Source organism: Microcoleus sp. T3_A4 (assembly GCF_036700465.1).
In the GTDB taxonomy this organism is placed as follows: domain Bacteria; phylum Cyanobacteriota; class Cyanobacteriia; order Cyanobacteriales; family Microcoleaceae; genus Microcoleus.
The window spans coordinates 179761-197183 of record NZ_JAUBOY010000005.1 but is presented as its reverse complement, the minus strand read 5'-3'; the positions used below and the strand labels follow the sequence as shown (position 1 = coordinate 197183).

Below are 17423 nucleotides of genomic sequence, written 5' to 3'. Positions count from 1 at the left end.
ATCGCACCAGACGGCAAAACCGCGATTTCCGCTTCACGGGATTACACCCTGAAAATCTGGGACACCGAGACAGGTACGGAAGTTAGAACCCTGACCGGTCATCCTGACTCGGTAAATGCAGTGGCGATCGCACCAGACGGCAAAACCGCGATTTCCGCTTCACGGGATTACACCCTGAAAATCTGGGACACCGAGACAGGTACCGAAGTTAGAACCCTCACCGGTCATACTAACTCGGTAAATGCAGTCGCGATCGCACCAGACGGCAAAACCGCGATTTCCGCTTCATGGGATGACACCCTGAAAATCTGGGACACCGAGACAGGTACCGAAGTTAGAACCCTCAGCCTTCATACTGACTCGGTAGATGCAGTGGCGATCGCATCCGACGGCACAACTGCGATTTCCGCTTCTAAGGATAACACCGTAAAAATCTGGGATTTGCTTAGTGGCAAAGAAATTGCTAGTTTCAGCGGAGATTCTAGCTTCAATTGCTGTGCAATTTTGCCTGATGGGGTCACAGTTGTAGCGGGCGATCGATCGGGCCGGGTGCATTTCCTGCGATTGGAGGGAGTTAGCGGCGGGCGTTAATCGAAGAAGCCGGGTTTTTGCCCGAATCTGTGGGTTGTAGCGAAGTATTTCGGAAAAAACCCGGTTTCTGGGGCCCCGCGATCGGGTTTTTGGATGGATGGGCGATCGGGTTTTTTGTGGATGGGCGATCGGGTTTTTTGTGGATGGGCGATCGAATTTGAGAGAAATGTGCGATCTGGTTTTTGGTGGATGGGCGATCGGATTTTTTGTGGGTGGGCGATCGAATTTGAGAGAAATGTGCGATAGGGCAATAAGTTGTTCACCAATAAGTGATTAATGGGAACCCGATTAGTGCGATCGTTACTTGTTTCTCGGATTCTATCAGGTTCAAAAAGATTGTGAGTAAAATAAACGGGGTTTGCGTCAGTTCTTTTTGTAAGTGAGTCTCGTAAAATGTTGGTAACATATTTTTTGGAATAGGCAATCGTGTAATAATTCTGCTGCCTATCTTTTTTTACCACAACACAGCTCAATCCTTACCCCGTCTGGATTGGAGGCTGGTTGTCACCCCCCCAGCACACTACCAATCCTATTTTTTAACAGTAACTTGCAAATAAAGCAGCGGGTCTTCAGCAACCCAACCCAAACCCGAATTGTAGCGAACTTCAAAATGCAAATGAGATGGCGGAATGTCCCGTTTTCCCGTCATCCCCACAGTTCCTAAAACTTCTCCAGACTGCACTTTTTGACCGACTTTTACCGCAATATCTTTCAAATGAGCGTAGCGCGTTTGCTTCCCCGCTTCATGGTTCACTACCACTAAATTCCCGTAATCCCCCTGCGGCCCAGCAAAGGCGACAGTCCCCTCGCCCGCCGCCAAAACCTGCGTACCCTCCGACGCCAAAAAATCTACGCCGCTGTGGAAAAAAAATTCCCGCCGCGCCGGATGCAATTGCCGCCCGTAACGCAAACCTTCCACTGCTGGGGCGGGCAGCGGAAATCCTTGCACCGATGGCGTTGCATCGGGATTTATAGAAGGCCCGATCGACCTATTCACCGCTGGCACAAACACCCTTTTCCCCAAAGGCCTGCACCCATTCGCCTCAAATAGCAAATCTGCGGGCACTTTGTAAGCTTCTGCCAGTTTTTGCCAATTCCAGCCCGCAGGCACTTCTACCTCGATGCCACTGTACGGAGGAATGACGATCGCACTTCCAGCAGATACTTCACCGCCCCGCAACGTCGGATTTATCCCGATCAGCGCCGCAGGAATCACATTGTACTGCCGCGCGATGCTTTCTATTGTTTCGCCCTGGGCCACAGTATGGCGGCGCAACCGAGACATAGCCGGGATCGGGCAATCGCGGGCGGGGTCGGGGTTTTCTACAGGTGTACCTAAAGGAAGATTTGCAGGTGGGATTTCGGTATTTGCCGCCGTTTTCTCAACGGGTGCGATCGACCAAATGAGTGCAGAAATCAGCGGAAACAAGCGTTTAAAAGTCATTATGTACATAAAAAAGTATTCCTTACGGACTGTTGACAATTTTAAAATCCTGTAAAATTGCATATTTACAAGCTCTAGCCACCCCCCAGACTGTAAATCCCAGGCTAAGCCAAGTTAGGATGAGAATTATTAGTTTGATTCGCTCTTGGCAAATCCGGCAAAATTGCCTGTGATGACCATCGGCGCCTGCTTGTTAACAGCTATGTTCTTGAGGAAGCGGTACGCCCCGCCCCGCTTCCTTCCCGTCGCCAACAAGACAAAAATGCTTGATTCGGAACCTGTCTGCGGGGATGAGGTATTTAGCGGGAGTTATTAAATGAGTTTATCTTTTAAGCAAGCGACCCTTTATGTGACTCTGCTGTCAATCGGCGGAGGTATGGGATGGTTGGGAAATCGCTATCTGCAAGGCTCAAACAATCTGGAAACCGGATTGGTTTTGCCAGTAGTACGCCAGCAAATCCCCCCCTATGCGTCTCCTCCAGTTCTGGAAAATCGGGCAGTCGATCGCAGCAATCCCAATTTTATTGCTGAAGCAGCCGAAAAAGTCGGCCCGGCTGTAGTGCGGATTGACGCATCAAGCAAGGTGGCGAATCAAGTGCCCGAAGCATTCAAAAATCCGTTGTTTCGTCGGTTTTTTGGGGAGAATTTGCCGCAGCCGGAAGAACGAGTCAAGAGAGGTACGGGTTCGGGGTTTATTCTCACTTCGGACGGCCGCATCGTTACTAATGCTCACGTTGTCTCCGGGACTGATACTGTCAAGGTGACGCTCAAAGACGGCCGCGAGTTTGAGGGTAAGGTGCAGGGAGTCGATCCGCTGACGGATGTGGCTGTGGTTAAGATTAATGCTAAGGAACTGCCGCAGGTGGCTTTGGGTCGCTCGGACAATATTGTACCGGGACAGTGGGCGATCGCGATCGGCAATCCTTTAGGTCTCGACAATACCGTGACTGTGGGCATTATCAGCGCTACGGGTCGATCGAGTTCCCAAGTCGGCATCCCCGACAAGCGAGTCCGCTTCATCCAAACCGACGCCGCCATCAACCCCGGCAATTCAGGCGGCCCCTTGCTCAACGACCAAGGCGAAGTAATTGGCATCAATACCGCCATTCGCGCCGACGCTCAGGGCTTGGGATTTGCAATTCCGATCGAAACCGCCAAACGAATTTCCGATCAGTTATTCGCCAAAGGTAAAGCCGAACATCCCTATCTCGGCATTCAAATGGTCAGCTTGACTGCCGCCACCAAGGCAGAACTCAACAAACAGCTCGATAGTAATAAAATTACCCTCGATCAAGGCGTAGCCGTGGCGCGAGTCGTGGAAAATTCCCCCGCTCAAAAAGCGGACTTGCGCGCCGGAGATGTCATTCAAAAAGTTGACGGAATTGCGGTTAACACTCCCGGTGACGTGCAAGAACGGGTGGAAAACACTGTTGTGGGCAAAGAACTCGAAGTGGAAATTAACCGTTTGGGTCAAGTTCAGAAAATTAAAGTACGTCCGGGTGCTTTTCCCCTATCGGGTAGCTCCGCCGGTGGGTAATACGATTTTCGATTTTCGATTAAAGAATTAAGAATGACTTACTGCATAAGGATTTGGAGCTTATCTACAGTTGCATTCTTTTTTGAAATTGGTATTAGTTGCAAGGGTGGAGGATGGAAGATGAATCTGATGCTTTATAGTCCTGGAAGCAGTAACCGGGTTTTTTCACCAAAAGCCGCGGTGTAGCGCGAGGGATAGCCGGTTAACAGCCCGGTTTCTTAATTCCCTGTGCCTCCATGATTCAGGATTATGGATTTTTCTGAACAACTTTCATCTTTCTGACTTCCCCAACCCGTTGATTTTTTTACTTGTCTTTGGGTGAGTTTGGTTTAATCGAGCTGGTGCTTGCTAAATTTTCTTCTAGGTACATCCTCTGCTCCATTTGCCTCAAAAAATAGCCTGTCATCATCGCTGAAGCTAGCAAACCTGCTAAGTTTTCGCGATCGGTGGTAATTTCGACGTTAAAATTTTCTGAAGGCAAAACGCCGACAAGTCCTTGAACGTTATGAGAGATAATTTCTCTGATGTCGGGGCTGACGGACTTGGCGACGCGGGCTAGCACCTCCGGGGATTGGTGTTGGAGGTACTTCAGCAGTGGATTGACTGCGGTTTGTTGGGCATTGGATGTGTCAAAGTCAGGGTGAAAAACCATTTGGCGATTCTTAATTTCTGGCTGGTTACATTCTACTTCAAACTACTCGTCATTGCTTGGGTACAAATTTGCCTGAAAGTCAATTTGCAATTGTTTTGGCAGTTGATCTACTTGAAAGTACCGATGAAATTTCTCGGTAACTTGTAACCAATACGACCGCCCCTCAGCAGGCCGCCGTTTGCGAACGAAACCCATTTCTACCAGTTCCTGCACTTGTTGGTAAGCTCCTGAACCTCGCAAGTTAACTAAATCTGGCTGAGCGATGCCGCCTTTGAGGGCGATCGCAGCCAGCGTCCGCAGAGATCCCACACCTAATTCTGGAGGTATTAAAGTTTGCATTAAACTGGCAAACTCTTCTCTGAGTTGCAGGCTGTATCCTGTGGGGGTTTCGACGACTTCTAATGCACTGTCGCGGTGGGACGAGTCAGACATGAGTTCGATGATGGCGTCTTCGGCTTCGGCTCGATCGCACTTGGCAATCTCGGCAATTTCTGCGATCGACACTGGCTGACCTTTTAGGTAAAGTATGGCTTCTATTGTTGTGGCTAAGCGAGTCATTGGGGAATTAGTAATTAGGAATGGGGACGTGGAAAGAAGGAGGAAGAAGAAGCACTCAGGAAAACAACAGTTATCGGTATTTCCGTAACTTCCGTGTCGTGAATAATGAGAGTTAGGAATAAACATTCCCCTTACACAAATTATTAATAGTGTAGGTTAGGTTGATGAACAAAACCTACACTATTAATTTTCTTTTTTTATATCAGTCCGAGACGCAGAAATATATAACGTTTCTGGCTCTCCTGAGCTTATGGTGTAAAATAGATCAACCAATACACCTGACGGGGTGACACCCCCGTTATAACCCCGTCAGCTAGGGGTTATGACCAATTTATGGTAAAAAAAGATGGGTCAGTCTTGTTAAGAAGCCCCATTAGTTAAAAATGTTACCTCAATCATACCAAATTTGTTTCCAAGGGCAGCTCAAAAACGCCTAATACTTGACTCTGACTATTGTAGTTTTTCTGCTTCCAACCCATAAACAAGTGAGTATTGAGTTATTGGGGAAATTGATGCCATACCCAATCATGTTTGAGAGCCGACGACATTCTCTTCAACGATTTCTCAAGCTACCTATCCTCAAGATGGAAAAGCTTTGGTTTGCTCTGCTTAAATATACCCATCTTCTGTCAATAAGCGGCAGAATAAAATAAGAATTCACTCTCATTTATAAAGTAAGGGAAGGGATTTGGGTAAAAATTCATTAACGCTCTTAATCAAGCCTAGCCTGTAGATAATTGTGGAATCGGAAAAACTTTTAGCCACTGTTGTATCCAATTATATCAAGTTCGGGTAATTACTTATAATATTTAAGTTCGACGACTGACCCTCACAAACCAGCGAGTGAGGCAAAATCTCATTGGTAATCAATCAGTTAAGCCTGTATGGCTATTTTCAACAGGATTCCAGAAGAGGCCTCTTGCGAAAAATTGGTCATATCCTCGCTGGGGAAAATCCAGATTATTTGCCCTCATTCTATCACGACCTACTCGAAAAATACCTAAGCCCAACACAATTACTTACTCTTCAGATGTTCGCGCGTGTTGTTGCAGACTCAAAAAGAAGTCAGAAGAGAACCATTAGTTGTTAAAGAGCAATTGCCGATCTTACAAAGTAGTCGCCGCCGTCACATACAAAGATTTTTACAGATTCCAGGACTTAGCATACTTGTGCTGTGGTTTCCAATTGTCTGCATAGGTAATAGCCCGTCACCTAAAAGTCGGGTGTCAATTAGTAATTGCATTGGATAGAACTCAATGGAAAGAGTATAATGTCTTAATGGTAAGTGCGATCGTTCAAAAAAGGGCATTTCCTGTATTCTGGACTCTGTGAGATAAACATGGGGCTTCTAATACAAGTCGAACAGAAACAAGTGTTATGCCCAGTTATTCGCTTGTTAAAAAGATATAAATTAGTAATTGTTGGCGCTCGGTAATTTCAGTAACTGCTCACCGCAACAGGGTTGGAGTGAGCAGTTACGACTTTGACCGCTTACAAATGAGCCTCTTGGTAATCGAACATTGGAAAATCTTGATGAATTAGAAAAGGTTTTATTTGCTCGCGACAAACAATTACTCCAACACCAAGATTTAATTCGGGGTTTAACAAACTTTCACTGGTGGCCTCAAGTTCCAGTTGCTGCTTAATTATGGGTAAGTACCCGGACATGATATAAGATTGAGCCTTCAATTTATAATTTTAGTTAGTGGGCTGAAAGATATTGTCGGGTCGATCGCACCTGGGCAATCTCACTCAGTTGGTGGCGGGCACGAGTCAGAGGGGTCTGTGTTTCCCAGTTGCGATCGCCCTCATCGAGCTCACGTTAACTATGAATCAAAGCGTTTATCTCAAAAAAAAATAGGCTAGCTATATTTCACAGCGCCTATCTCAATCAAAATTTTAATGGTTCCCCGCAACGCCGTCTTACCTCAGCTTTTGACCTGGTATTTTACCAGGTGGGTACCGTTGGCTCGGACTTAAAGTTTCTGGGTACAAGCCCAGTTTACTGCTGTCCAAACATCTTGATTCCCGAGAGTTAAGAGTTATAGATCAAAAAAACATTATTGGCAGTCACCAACGTCGCAGTAGAACCTTTATTTAATATATACCAACTAACCAGATTTTGGCAAGCTTCGAGCAATTTAACTTGCATACCAGATAGATTCAACGGTTTGAGCGAGATCCTCTGCTGACGATCGCCCCTGAGCCACCAAGTCCGCGTCGATCACAACTGTAACGTGACCGAGTTTGCGACCGGGACGCGCTACTTTCTTACCATACCAATGGACAAAAGCACCACTAATTTGTGCCAGTTGTTTTCTTTTTGCTAAATAATCTGACTCAGCCGACTCGTAACCTAGCAAATTTACCATGACAGCGCCTGCACATTTTAAATCGGAATTCCCTAAAGGCAGTTGACAAACGGCGCGCAAATGCTGTTCAAATTGTGAAGTTTCGCAAGCATTGATGGTAAAATGTCCCGAGTTGTGGGTGCGGGGTGCAATTTCATTGACTAACAGCTTATTATCGGCGGTTAAAAATAATTCAATGCCGAATACGCCGACAGCTTCTAAGCTGTTGAGGAGAGTGCGGGCGATCGCACAAGCTTCAGTTTTGACATCTAAACTAATATCAGCGGGCGCAATCACCACATGACAAACCTGATTTTGCTGCTGAGTTTCGACGATCGGATAAATCGCAATTTCGCCATTTGCCGATCGAGCCGCAATCACAGCCAATTCGCGATCGAACGGCACAAACTCTTCCACTAGCAAAGACTGACCTTGGAGTGTAGCACGAATTGACTCAAAACTCCCCCGATCCTTAACAATAAAAGTACCTTGGCCGTCATAACCGTGGCGGCGAACTTTGACGACAAAGGGAAAGTCGATCGATCCAGCACCCGAGTCTCCTGCAATCTGCACGCTGTCAGAAACAGAAATTGCCGGAAAGTCGATCGCCACCGCCTTAAACAATTCCGGGGGCAAATCCGCGCTGCAATCCCATTCCCAAAACCTCGGAGTTGGCAAACCCAAACCTTGTAAATAACAGCGTTGAACGTACTTATCCAACAAAGGAGAAAGCGACGACAAACTCGGCTGAAATAACACACCTTGCTCTTCTAGCGACCGCAAACCATCCAAATCCACAAACTCATTTTCAAAAGTAATAACATCGCAGCCAGCCGCCAATTGAGCCGTAGCCAAAACATCATCAACAGCAGCCAAAACAGCACCAGCAGCAACAGAAACTGCCGGGTCAGTAGCATGGGGAGTTTGTACTACCAATTCAATACCGATCGCCCTAGCAGCATCCCCCATCATCGAAGCTAGCTGGCCGCCGCCGACAACGCCCACCCGCTTAAATTTTGCAGACGAACTCGCAGCGGTTTGATTTGATTTCATGTGAGTAAAATTCCCCAGAGTCAACCTGCCTATCTTATCGCTATTTGTCCCCGGATCAATTATAGTAATTGCAGAGTTAAAAGCCAGAAAAGAGTTTTAATTGCCTGATTAAATCGAGGCAGAACCCAGAAAAATTGGGCGGCTAAAGTCTTTAATTATTGCACGCTCCCAGCCATTGAGAAACAGCCGTCGAACGCCACCCCTCCAGAAAAGTGCCACATCTAGCAATTCCCTAGCGCCAAGCATGGCATAATTGACAGCACTGCAAAAAGCAGATAGACAGATGCCAACACTGAAAATCAGACATTCAGGGAACACAATTTATAGGTGAGGATACTGTGAAAGTTTTAGTTGTGGGAAACGGAGGTCGCGAACACGCGATCGCAAAAAAACTGCTAGAATCTACGCGGATTAAACAAGTATTCTGCGTACCGGGCAACGGCGGCACAGCTACCACCCCAGGCTGTCAAAATCTGTCGCTCAACATCGACGACTTCCAAGGCATCGAACGCTTTGTGATGGTCAACAACATCGGATTAGTCATCGTCGGCCCCGAATTGCCCCTATCGCTAGGCATCGCCGACTATTTTCTACAGCGAAAAATGATGATTTTCGGCCCCACCAAAGCCGGCGCCCAAATTGAATCCAGCAAATCCTGGGCCAAAGAATTGATGCTCGAAGCAGGCATCCCCACACCCAAAGCTGCCGTATTTACAGACGCAGAAGCTGCAAAAGCATACGTTCTGGAACAAGGAACCCCAATAGTCATCAAAGCAGACGGACTCGCATCAGGCAAAGGAGTCACCGTTGCCACCACCGTCAAAATGGCTCACAGCGCCATCAACACCATTTTCCGAGGCGAATTCGGCACCGACAACATCCGAGTCGTGGTCGAAGAATTCTTAACAGGTCAAGAAGTCTCCATTCTCGCCCTCACCGACGGCATCACAGTGGAACCGTTGGTGCCCGCCCAAGACCACAAAGCTATCGGCGAAGGCGACAAGGGAGCCAACACCGGCGGTATGGGAGCCTACGCCCCAGCGCCCATCGTCACCCCGGAACTAATGGAAAGGATTCAAGAAGAAATTCTCGAACCCACCCTCGCAGCACTGCAAAAACGCAAAATCGACTACCGGGGTGTACTCTACGCGGGCTTAATGATTACCCCCGACGGAGAACCCAAAGTCTTAGAATTCAACTGCCGTTTCGGAGATCCCGAAACTCAAGCGGTTTTGTCACTGCTGGAAACTCCTTTAGAAGATTTGGTGCTGGCCTGCTGTCAGCAGCGTCTCGGTGAATATTCTATTCGCTGGAAGTCGGGAGCCTCTGTTTGCGTAGTTTTGGCTTCTGGAGGCTATCCTGGAAGTTATCAAAAAGGCAAAGTTATTACAGGTATCGAGGAAGCTGAAGCCAAAGGAGCAGAAGTGTTTCACGCCGGCACTCAGTTGAAGAACCAGCAGTTGGTGAGCGACGGCGGCCGGGTTTTGGGCGTCACTGCGACGGGAGAAACTTTGGAACAAGCTATTTCCAAAGCTTATGCTGCAGTTGATTGCATCCAATTTGAAGGGGTTTACTGCCGTCGGGACATCGGTCGCCGAGCTCTGGGCGATAAAAATTAGGAATTGCGACATCGGCCGCCATCCGAAAGCCAAGCAATCTCAATGTAGAAATGTAACAATGAAGTTTGGTATCTCTGCGGTGGCGGTAGCGGACAAGTCGCATCAGAAAAGTCGATCGGGAGCCAACTGAATTGATCTTGCTATTAATATTGAACTGGTGAACTGGTGAAATGCTGGCCATACTAAACAAAATCGGAGAAATTATTGCCCGCTGGTGGTCGGATTTTACCCTCCAGACCCGCCTGATGGCCGCTGCTACCCTCGTAGTGTCGTTAATTATGAGCGGCCTGACATTCTGGGCGGTGAATACTATCCAGCAAGACGCCCGACTTAACGATACTCGTTACGGCCGAGACCTCGGCCTGCTGTTGGCGGCAAATGTGGCGCCCCTGATTGCCAAAAACGATCGCTCCGAAGTCGCCCGCTTTTCCCGCCAATTTTACAGCAGCACCTCCAGCGTCCGCTATATGCTTTACGCAGACGAAGCGGGAGATATTTTCCTGGGGATACCCTTTTCGGAATCCGAGGTGGAGACTTCCCTGACGCTGCGCCGCCAGATCAAACTTCCCGATAATTTTCTCGCCGATATTGAGGCGAGAAATTTAACTTCTTTGCCTTTGGTGCGGCAGCATTTGACGCCAGATGGAGAAGTGACCGATGTATTTGTGCCGTTAATTCATGAAGACAAATATTTGGGAGTTTTGGCGATCGGCATTAACCCAAATCCCGCAGCAGTTATCTCTTCAAATCTGACTAGGGATGTCACTTTAGCAGTATTTGTCACTATTTGGGTGATGGTAATTTTGGGAGCTGTATTTAATGCCCTGACAATTACTCAGCCGATTAAACAATTAGTCTTTGGGGTCAAAAACATCGCCAGCGGGAATTTTAAGCAGCGAGTTGACCTGCCTTTGGGTGGAGAATTGGGCGAGTTGATTGGCAGTTTTAACGAGATGGCCCAGAAACTCGAAAGTTATGAAGAACAAAATATTGAAGAGCTGACAGCGGAAAAAGCTAAGTTAGAAACTTTGGTTTCAACGATTGCTGATGGCGCGCTTTTATTAGACGCAAATTTGCAGGTGATTTTAGTTAATCCGACGGGGATGCGGATTTTTGGATGGGAAGGCAAAAATGCGCTCGGAGTAAATGTTCTGAACATTTTGCCTTCGGAAGTGCAGCAGGACTTGGCGAGACCTTTGCAGGAAATAGCTGCGGGCGATCGCGAAGGCGGCGAATTTCGCATCTCTCTGAGCGAACCAGTTAACCGTACAATTCGGATTGTTTTAACTACTGTCATTCTGCACAAAGCGCCCGGTGCCGAACCGCTGTGCAAAAGCTGCATCCGCCATGAGGAAGATACCTGTAACGAGCCACAACGCCCGCTAGCTGTAGAGTGTACTTTCTACGAGCAAACCTTCAAGCATCAAGGTTCCGGAAATTACCGAGAAAGTCTCAAAGGCATTGCAATGACAGTGCAGGACATTACTCGCGAAGTAGAACTCAATGAGGCTAAAAGCAATTTTATCAGCAATGTTTCTCACGAATTGAGAACACCTTTATTTAATATCAAATCTTTTATCGAGACTCTCCACGAGTACGGAGAAGACCTTCTAGAAAGCGAGCGCAGGGAATTCCTAGAAATTGCCAACCGAGAAACCGATCGACTAACTCGTTTAGTTAATGACGTGTTAGACTTGTCGCGACTGGAATCCTGCCGAGTTTATCACTTGGAAGCTGTTGACCTTCCGCAAGCTGTGGAACAAACCCTGCGGACTTATCAGTTAAATGCTAAGGATAAAGGCATTGAATTAGAGCAAGAAGTTGACCCGTATTTGCCGCCTGCTTTAGGTCATTACGATTTGTTACTGCAAGTATTTGCAAATTTAGTAGGAAATGCCTTAAAATTTACTCAGTCCGGCGGCAAGGTGGCCATTCGAGCATATTTGCTAGAGCCGGAGGCGCCCACCCAGAAAGACGATCAATCCGTCCACCACAACTTGTCACCGGATGCTCAACATTGTCCGGTAGTGCGGATCGAAATTTCTGATACGGGAATTGGCATAGATCCCGAAGACCAACAAGCAATATTCGATCGCTTTTTCCGGGTAGAAAACCGAGTACACACTTTAGAAGGAACGGGATTAGGTCTTTCTATTGTCAGAAACATTATTGACAAGCACCACACTAAAATTAATTTAGTTAGCGAAGTTAATGTGGGTACGACTTTCTGGTTCGACTTGGCAGTTTATCAGCCGAAAAAAACAGTAGAGATGGAAAATTCTTGGCCAGTGGAAGCAACGGTGGAGAGTGAAACAATTGCGAGTCATATTAAGTGAGCCCACTTAATTAAACGTAAAATGCGATCGGTGTTAAAGCCCCGACTTCTTTAAGAAGTGGGGTAGATGCCTATTCTTTGTAAAGATTCTCCTCATAGGCCTGACAAAACGCTGACATCATCAGTGTGGGTTATCCTTAGCTGTCCTATCTAAGCTCAATTTTACCGATAAAACTACATACCAACACCAATAAGTACCAACCCCCAATAGTCCCCCCTCTGTCAAATTAGTCATTAGCATAAATGTTAATAAATACAAAGGCAAACCTGACTCTGGAAAACTTCCTTTAACGAGGTACTTTATACCTCTAAATATATTATTCAAGAATGACCCAATAAACAACAAGAGTCCGGTCCAACCCAGTTCGCAAAGTATATCAAGAAAACCATTGTGAGAGTGGGGTGGCACAAAACCAGTTTTAGCTACTATAATTCCGTAAGCGGGATTTTCCGAGCCACGCCAAAACTGCCAAAATCCTTTCATTCCATAACCAAATATGGGATGATTTTGATTAATTCTATCAATAATTAAAGGCCAAAAATCGGTTCTACCGGTTAAAGTCATATCTTTTTTCAAACCATCCACAATAATAGCCTCTAAATTATTTAACACCAAAATACTTATACCTATACTACCGACCAAAAATAAGATAAAGCAGAGAAAAGCCCATTTTACAGGTAATCTTTTTAATAGGGCTAAATAACTCCACAAACTGATTAATACCACTGTCAAAATCCGACTAGCACCACTACAACCTTTTTGCAATCCTACTAAAGCTATTAAAATGATAAATAATGATAAATATCTATACTTAGGCTCCTTAAAAGCATATAAAATCCATAAAGAAGCTGTATTAGCCATTTGAAACGAAAAAGGGTTTTTATGACCTAAAACTCCTGTCCAACAACCGTCCGGAGCTGCATTTGTTTTCACAAGTGACCATAAAGCTAATAAACCAGTTAGCCATCTCAATAATCCATAAATTTCTGACCAGCTATACACTTTTCCTACATAAATAGAAACCACTGTTACTCCCCAAATAGCAAAAATAGCCCTAAAAGTAAGTTCAGGAGTTTGTGACCACAATCCAGATAAAGTCAGAAGCAACAAAAACAAACCTAAAAAAATGTCTCCTGCTATCCATTTAATGCAGATATAAACTGTTTTTTGCGTAGTTTTAGTTAAGCGGGGAAATATCATTAATATCATGGCCGCATAAATGGCAATTTGACCAATCATCGTTGGGGGTGTAGTTTCTAAGTTGTAGAAAACGTTAGGATGGAGTTTGGTAAAGGGCATGGTCATGATACCCGATCCACCAGTTATGGTAAAAAAAAGTATCCCCACAAAAATCTTTTCTAATGTGGCACCCAATTTGGGATGGCGTGCGGCTAAAATATAAATAGTCACAAAAACTATAAGCGTTAAACACAATAGCATCAACGCAAACATCGGCACCCTTAAAATATCTCTCATGGCTTTACCTCTATCATAAATTTGTTAGTACCTATGAAATGGCTTACTCTCCCTGCTGTACAACTGCCACTGCTGGCGCTGGTACTCACTTTCTCCTACCCTCAAACCAACCTCGCTCAGTCGCCCGCCCCCGCAACAAGTATTAATACTGACTACTATCTAGGTGGTGGAGACAATATTAGAATTGATATCTACGATCTGCCCCAGCTTAGTGGGGAGTATCAAATTCCCGCTGGGGGAGCTATTCAAATCCCCATTATTGGTAGTATTGCGCTTCAAGGATTAACTTTAGAACAGGCAGCCCAAGTTATCAGTAGAGCTTATGGCCAGGTCGTAAAAAGACCTTTAGTTACAATCAGTTTACAAGCTGCCCGCCCGCTTAATATTTGGTTATCGGGTGAAATAAGTCGTCCCGGCTCCTACTTATTGCCCCTAGCTAATGGAGGCGGAAACAGACCATCAGTTCAGTTTCCCACGCTTCCTCAAGCTTTAGAAAAAGCTGGGGGTATTCGAGCTAGCGCTGATATTCGACGAGTAATTGTGCGGCGTCGGCTTACGACTAACAAAGAAATAACTATCACTTATAATCTGTGGGATTATTTACAAACTGGTCAGACCAGCCAAGATATCACCTTGCGAGATGGAGATCAAATCTTGGTTCCCCCTCAAGAAACAATTAATTTAGCAGAAACAAATCAACTTAGTGAATCTAATTTTTCTATACCAGCAGAGCAACCCCGTACTGTTTCAGTATTCGGAGAGGTGAAGCGTCCCGGTAGATATGTAGCGATTGGTGGTGATACCCAAAATGGTGAAAGAACTAACGGACAGCCGACCATTATTCGTGCTCTACAACTAGCTGGTGGAATCACATCAATCGCCGATATTCGCCAAATCCAACTCCAACGTTATACTAGAAGTGGCAAACAACAAATTAGAACTATTAACCTCTGGCAATATTTGCAAGAACAAGATACCTCTCAAGATACTATACTACAAGAAGGGGATATCATCTTTGTCCCAACAGCGACGGCGATCGACCCGGGAGAAGTTTCTGTTCTAGCTAATGCTAGCTTTGCTCCGGGGACTGTGCAAGTGAGTGTGATCGGAGAAGTCAATACTCCCGGTGGACTCAAATTACCTCCTAATACTACCTTAAATCAAGCAATTATGAGTGCGGGGGGTTTCAGACAAAGTCGCGCTAACTCTAGATATGTGGAACTGATCAGGCTGAATCCTAATGGCACTATATCCCGATCGCAAGTAGCAATTAATTTGAATCAAGGAATCGACGCTCAAAGCAACCCACTGATTCAAGATAATGACATAATTATAGTGGCACGTTCGAGGACTGCTATCTTGGTAGATAACATTAACACTGTTCTATCACCAGTTAATAATATTATTGGTGGAATTCTAGTTCCCACCCGATTCATAGAGCTACTCAGACTATTAGGAAATTAGGAATTAAATAGTAACATTTTTGCTATGGATAAAAAACTGTTGTCTTCCCTAAAGAATGACCTTAATGGTCAATATTTGTCGGTTCCCTCTGCTAATTACCTAGCTAGTACCCCAGCAGAGGATGACCAAGTTCTTGATATCAATTGGGTACTAGCTGTCGTCAAACGTCGCCTTCTAGTGATGGGCATAGTAGCTGCCAGCATAGCTACTTTAAGCGGTAGTTTCGTGCTTAGGGCAGCCAAAAAATCTATTACTGAGTATGAAGGAAAATTTACAGTTTTAGCAGAACCCATTACGGCTGACTATCGGCTATCAAAGCTCTTGGTCCAAGCTCAAAATAACAGTTTAGGCATCACAGACTTGAACAAAATTAAATCATCAGCGGAAGAAGGATCTTCGGTGGATTATCAAAGTTTATCGCGGGTTTTAAAAAGCCCAGAAGTGTTACTACCATTAGTTAATAAGTTGCAAATAAAATATCCAAACTTTGACTATAAAAATTTCAATAACCGCTTGATTATCCAACGCATTACTTTCTTGCGAGATGGGAAGCAGGGTGGTACTAAACTCCTAGATATTAGCTACCGCGATCGAGACCCCAAGCGCATCCAATATGTGCTGGATGAAACTGCCAAATATTACCTAGAATATATGGATCAAGAGCGTTTAAAAGTTAGCAAACAAAGTATTGATTTTATCGCTCGACAAATGCCGCCACTCCAGCAGAAAGTAGATAAATTGCAACAAGAATTACAAATGTTAAGGGTTCAGTATAACTTTAACCAACCAGAACTACGCAGCCGCAGTTTATCAGATCAGCTAGATATTTTAACTAATCGTCGCCTAGAAGTGCAAGGACAACTGGCAGAAAGTAGGCTTCAATATGAAAGCTACAAAAAAAGATCGTTAACGGGCGATAATCGTTGGATTGTTGATATTAGTCCCAAATCTTATGAAAATTTAATTAGCAAAGTAAATGAAATAGACTCACAATTAGCTTTAAGCTCTACTCAATTTTATGAAAATAGCCTTCCCATTCAATCTTTGCGGGAAAAGCAGCAAAGTTTGCGTGATTTAATGAAAAGAGAAGCTGATGCTGTCCTCTTGCAGATGCAGTCACAACTAAAACAGTTGGAAGCTCGCGAGCGGTTGATAACTAATAGCCAAAATTTACTGCAAGCAAAAATTACTCAAATGCCCACAGCTCAACACCGCTATGATGACATACAATTAAAACTCGAACTAGCTAAAGATACTCTCAAACTCTTCCTCGAAAAACAAAAAACTTTACAACTAGATGCTGGTCAAATTGATGGCTCTTGGCAAATTATATCTAAACCACAGTTAGTCACAAACGAAAATGGTGATCTCAACCCAGTAACAGAAAAACCAACCCGCCGTCACCTAGCAATCGCGATCGTTATTAGCACTTTACTAGGCATTGCTATAGGTTTCCTAGTAGAAGTTTTAAATACTGTTTTCCATACTCCAGAAGAAATTAAATCAGCAACTAAACGCCCTCTGTTGGGAGTCATTCCGATCGCCAAAGCGATGAAAATTAAATCTCGTAGAGGTGAAAGGGTTCCCGCTCAATTTACTAGCGTAAGTTCAAATACTAACAGTGAAAGCTTAAAACGAATAATAGTTTCAAATTACAAAGATTTTCCTGTGGTAGAGGCATTTCACTACTTATACACAAATATTCAATTATTAAATGCGGAACACCCAATTAGTTCTTTAACCATCACTTCGACTCTTAAAGGTGAGGGTAAGTCCACTGTAGCACTTTATTTAGCTAAAACTGCTTCTGCTGTTGGTAAACGAGTATTATTAGTGGATGCTAATATGCGTGTGCCTCAACTGCACACAACCTTGGCTTATCAAATATGAAAGGTTTAAGTAATGTTTTAAGTTCTGATTTAAGCTTAAATGAGGCTATTCAGCGATTACCCGACGATGACAATCTTTTTGTCCTCACTGCTGGTACTATTCCCCCCGACCCAATTAAATTACTTTCTTCGAGAAAGATGCACTATTTAATGGAACAATTCCTAGCCTTATTTGATTTAGTAATTTATGATACGCCACCTTTAATTGGTTTAGCAGACGGCCATTTACTAGCTTCTCAAACTGATGGTACAGTGCTGATTGTAAAAATAGAAAAAACCGATCGCGGCCTGGTAAGCAAAGCTTTAGATCAACTAAATGTAGCCGATTTTAAAGTATTGGGAGTAGTAGCTAATGGGGTTAAATAACGAACGCTAAAATGAAGTTAGATAGCTCATGGAAGAAGTAAGACAATTTTGGAGTTTTGATTGGCGACAGGTATTAACTTATTAGAT

General features: G+C 44.8%; 12 protein-coding genes, 1 other RNA gene and 1 pseudogene. 7 read left to right on the top strand and 7 right to left on the bottom strand.

What is annotated here, in order from left to right; all coding sequences use genetic code 11:
• Positions 1-591: pseudogene (locus tag QUA07_RS04785) on the top strand (WD40 repeat domain-containing protein); the annotation flags it as partial.
• Here the strand turns inward: QUA07_RS04785 and QUA07_RS04780 are convergent.
• Complete coding sequence (locus QUA07_RS04780; protein ID WP_333323009.1) at positions 588-1052, bottom strand: hypothetical protein; 465 nt, start codon at positions 1050-1052, stop codon at positions 588-590. The pseudogene QUA07_RS04785 and the gene QUA07_RS04780 sit on opposite strands and share 4 nt — an antisense overlap.
• A gap of 68 nt (positions 1053-1120) precedes the next feature.
• On the bottom strand, positions 1121-2035 hold the full coding sequence (locus QUA07_RS04775; RefSeq protein WP_445305870.1) for a peptidoglycan DD-metalloendopeptidase family protein: 915 nt from the start codon (positions 2033-2035) through the stop codon (positions 1121-1123).
• A 316-nt stretch (positions 2036-2351) separates the two neighbouring features.
• Between QUA07_RS04775 and QUA07_RS04770 the strand changes: the two genes are divergently transcribed.
• Positions 2352-3572: an HhoA/HhoB/HtrA family serine endopeptidase gene (locus QUA07_RS04770; protein ID WP_333323005.1), complete on the top strand. Its 1221-nt coding sequence runs from the start codon at positions 2352-2354 to the stop codon at positions 3570-3572.
• Positions 3573-3876: 304 nt separating this feature from the next.
• Here QUA07_RS04770 and QUA07_RS04765 read toward each other — a convergent pair whose 3' ends face one another.
• The 4 genes from QUA07_RS04765 to QUA07_RS04750 form a co-directional block, all read right to left on the bottom strand.
• A complete protein-coding gene (locus tag QUA07_RS04765; protein ID WP_333180603.1) occupies positions 3877-4224 on the bottom strand; it encodes a DUF760 domain-containing protein in 348 nt (115 codons plus the stop codon).
• 42 nt (positions 4225-4266) lie between these two features.
• The gene (gene scpB, locus QUA07_RS04760; RefSeq protein ID WP_333323004.1) at positions 4267-4782 is read right to left on the bottom strand and encodes an SMC-Scp complex subunit ScpB; all 516 of its coding nucleotides are present in this window, start codon (positions 4780-4782) and stop codon (positions 4267-4269) included.
• Between the two features lie 1903 nt (positions 4783-6685).
• A non-coding RNA gene (gene ssrS / locus QUA07_RS04755) (6S RNA) lies at positions 6686-6873 on the bottom strand.
• Between the two features lie 50 nt (positions 6874-6923).
• Complete coding sequence (locus QUA07_RS04750; RefSeq protein WP_333323002.1) at positions 6924-8186, bottom strand: 5-(carboxyamino)imidazole ribonucleotide synthase; 1263 nt, start codon at positions 8184-8186, stop codon at positions 6924-6926.
• 338 nt (positions 8187-8524) lie between these two features.
• Between QUA07_RS04750 and purD the strand changes: the two genes are divergently transcribed.
• Both purD and QUA07_RS04740 read left to right on the top strand, forming a co-directional pair.
• Positions 8525-9805, top strand: coding sequence for a phosphoribosylamine--glycine ligase (purD, locus tag QUA07_RS04745; protein WP_333323001.1), 1281 nt, complete (start codon positions 8525-8527; stop codon positions 9803-9805).
• Positions 9806-9975: 170 nt separating this feature from the next.
• Positions 9976-12141, top strand: coding sequence for an ATP-binding protein (locus QUA07_RS04740; RefSeq protein ID WP_333322999.1), 2166 nt, complete (start codon positions 9976-9978; stop codon positions 12139-12141).
• A gap of 120 nt (positions 12142-12261) precedes the next feature.
• On the opposite strand, the gene QUA07_RS04735 is transcribed toward QUA07_RS04740, so the two are convergent.
• Positions 12262-13617 (bottom strand): O-antigen ligase family protein, encoded by a 1356-nt coding sequence (locus QUA07_RS04735; protein WP_333322997.1) that lies wholly within the window; start codon positions 13615-13617, stop codon positions 12262-12264.
• A 33-nt stretch (positions 13618-13650) separates the two neighbouring features.
• Between QUA07_RS04735 and QUA07_RS04730 the strand changes: the two genes are divergently transcribed.
• The 3 genes from QUA07_RS04730 (at position 13651) to QUA07_RS04720 (ending at position 17336) form a co-directional block, all read left to right on the top strand.
• On the top strand, positions 13651-15081 hold the full coding sequence (locus tag QUA07_RS04730; protein ID WP_333322995.1) for an SLBB domain-containing protein: 1431 nt from the start codon (positions 13651-13653) through the stop codon (positions 15079-15081).
• Positions 15082-15441: 360 nt separating this feature from the next.
• Entirely contained in the window at positions 15442-16971 is a 1530-nt protein-coding gene (locus tag QUA07_RS04725; protein ID WP_333322993.1) for a hypothetical protein, read from the top strand.
• Complete coding sequence (locus QUA07_RS04720; protein ID WP_333322991.1) at positions 16968-17336, top strand: CpsD/CapB family tyrosine-protein kinase; 369 nt, start codon at positions 16968-16970, stop codon at positions 17334-17336. Before QUA07_RS04725 ends, QUA07_RS04720 begins: the two co-directional genes overlap by 4 nt.
• The last annotated feature ends 87 nt before the right edge of the window (positions 17337-17423 follow it).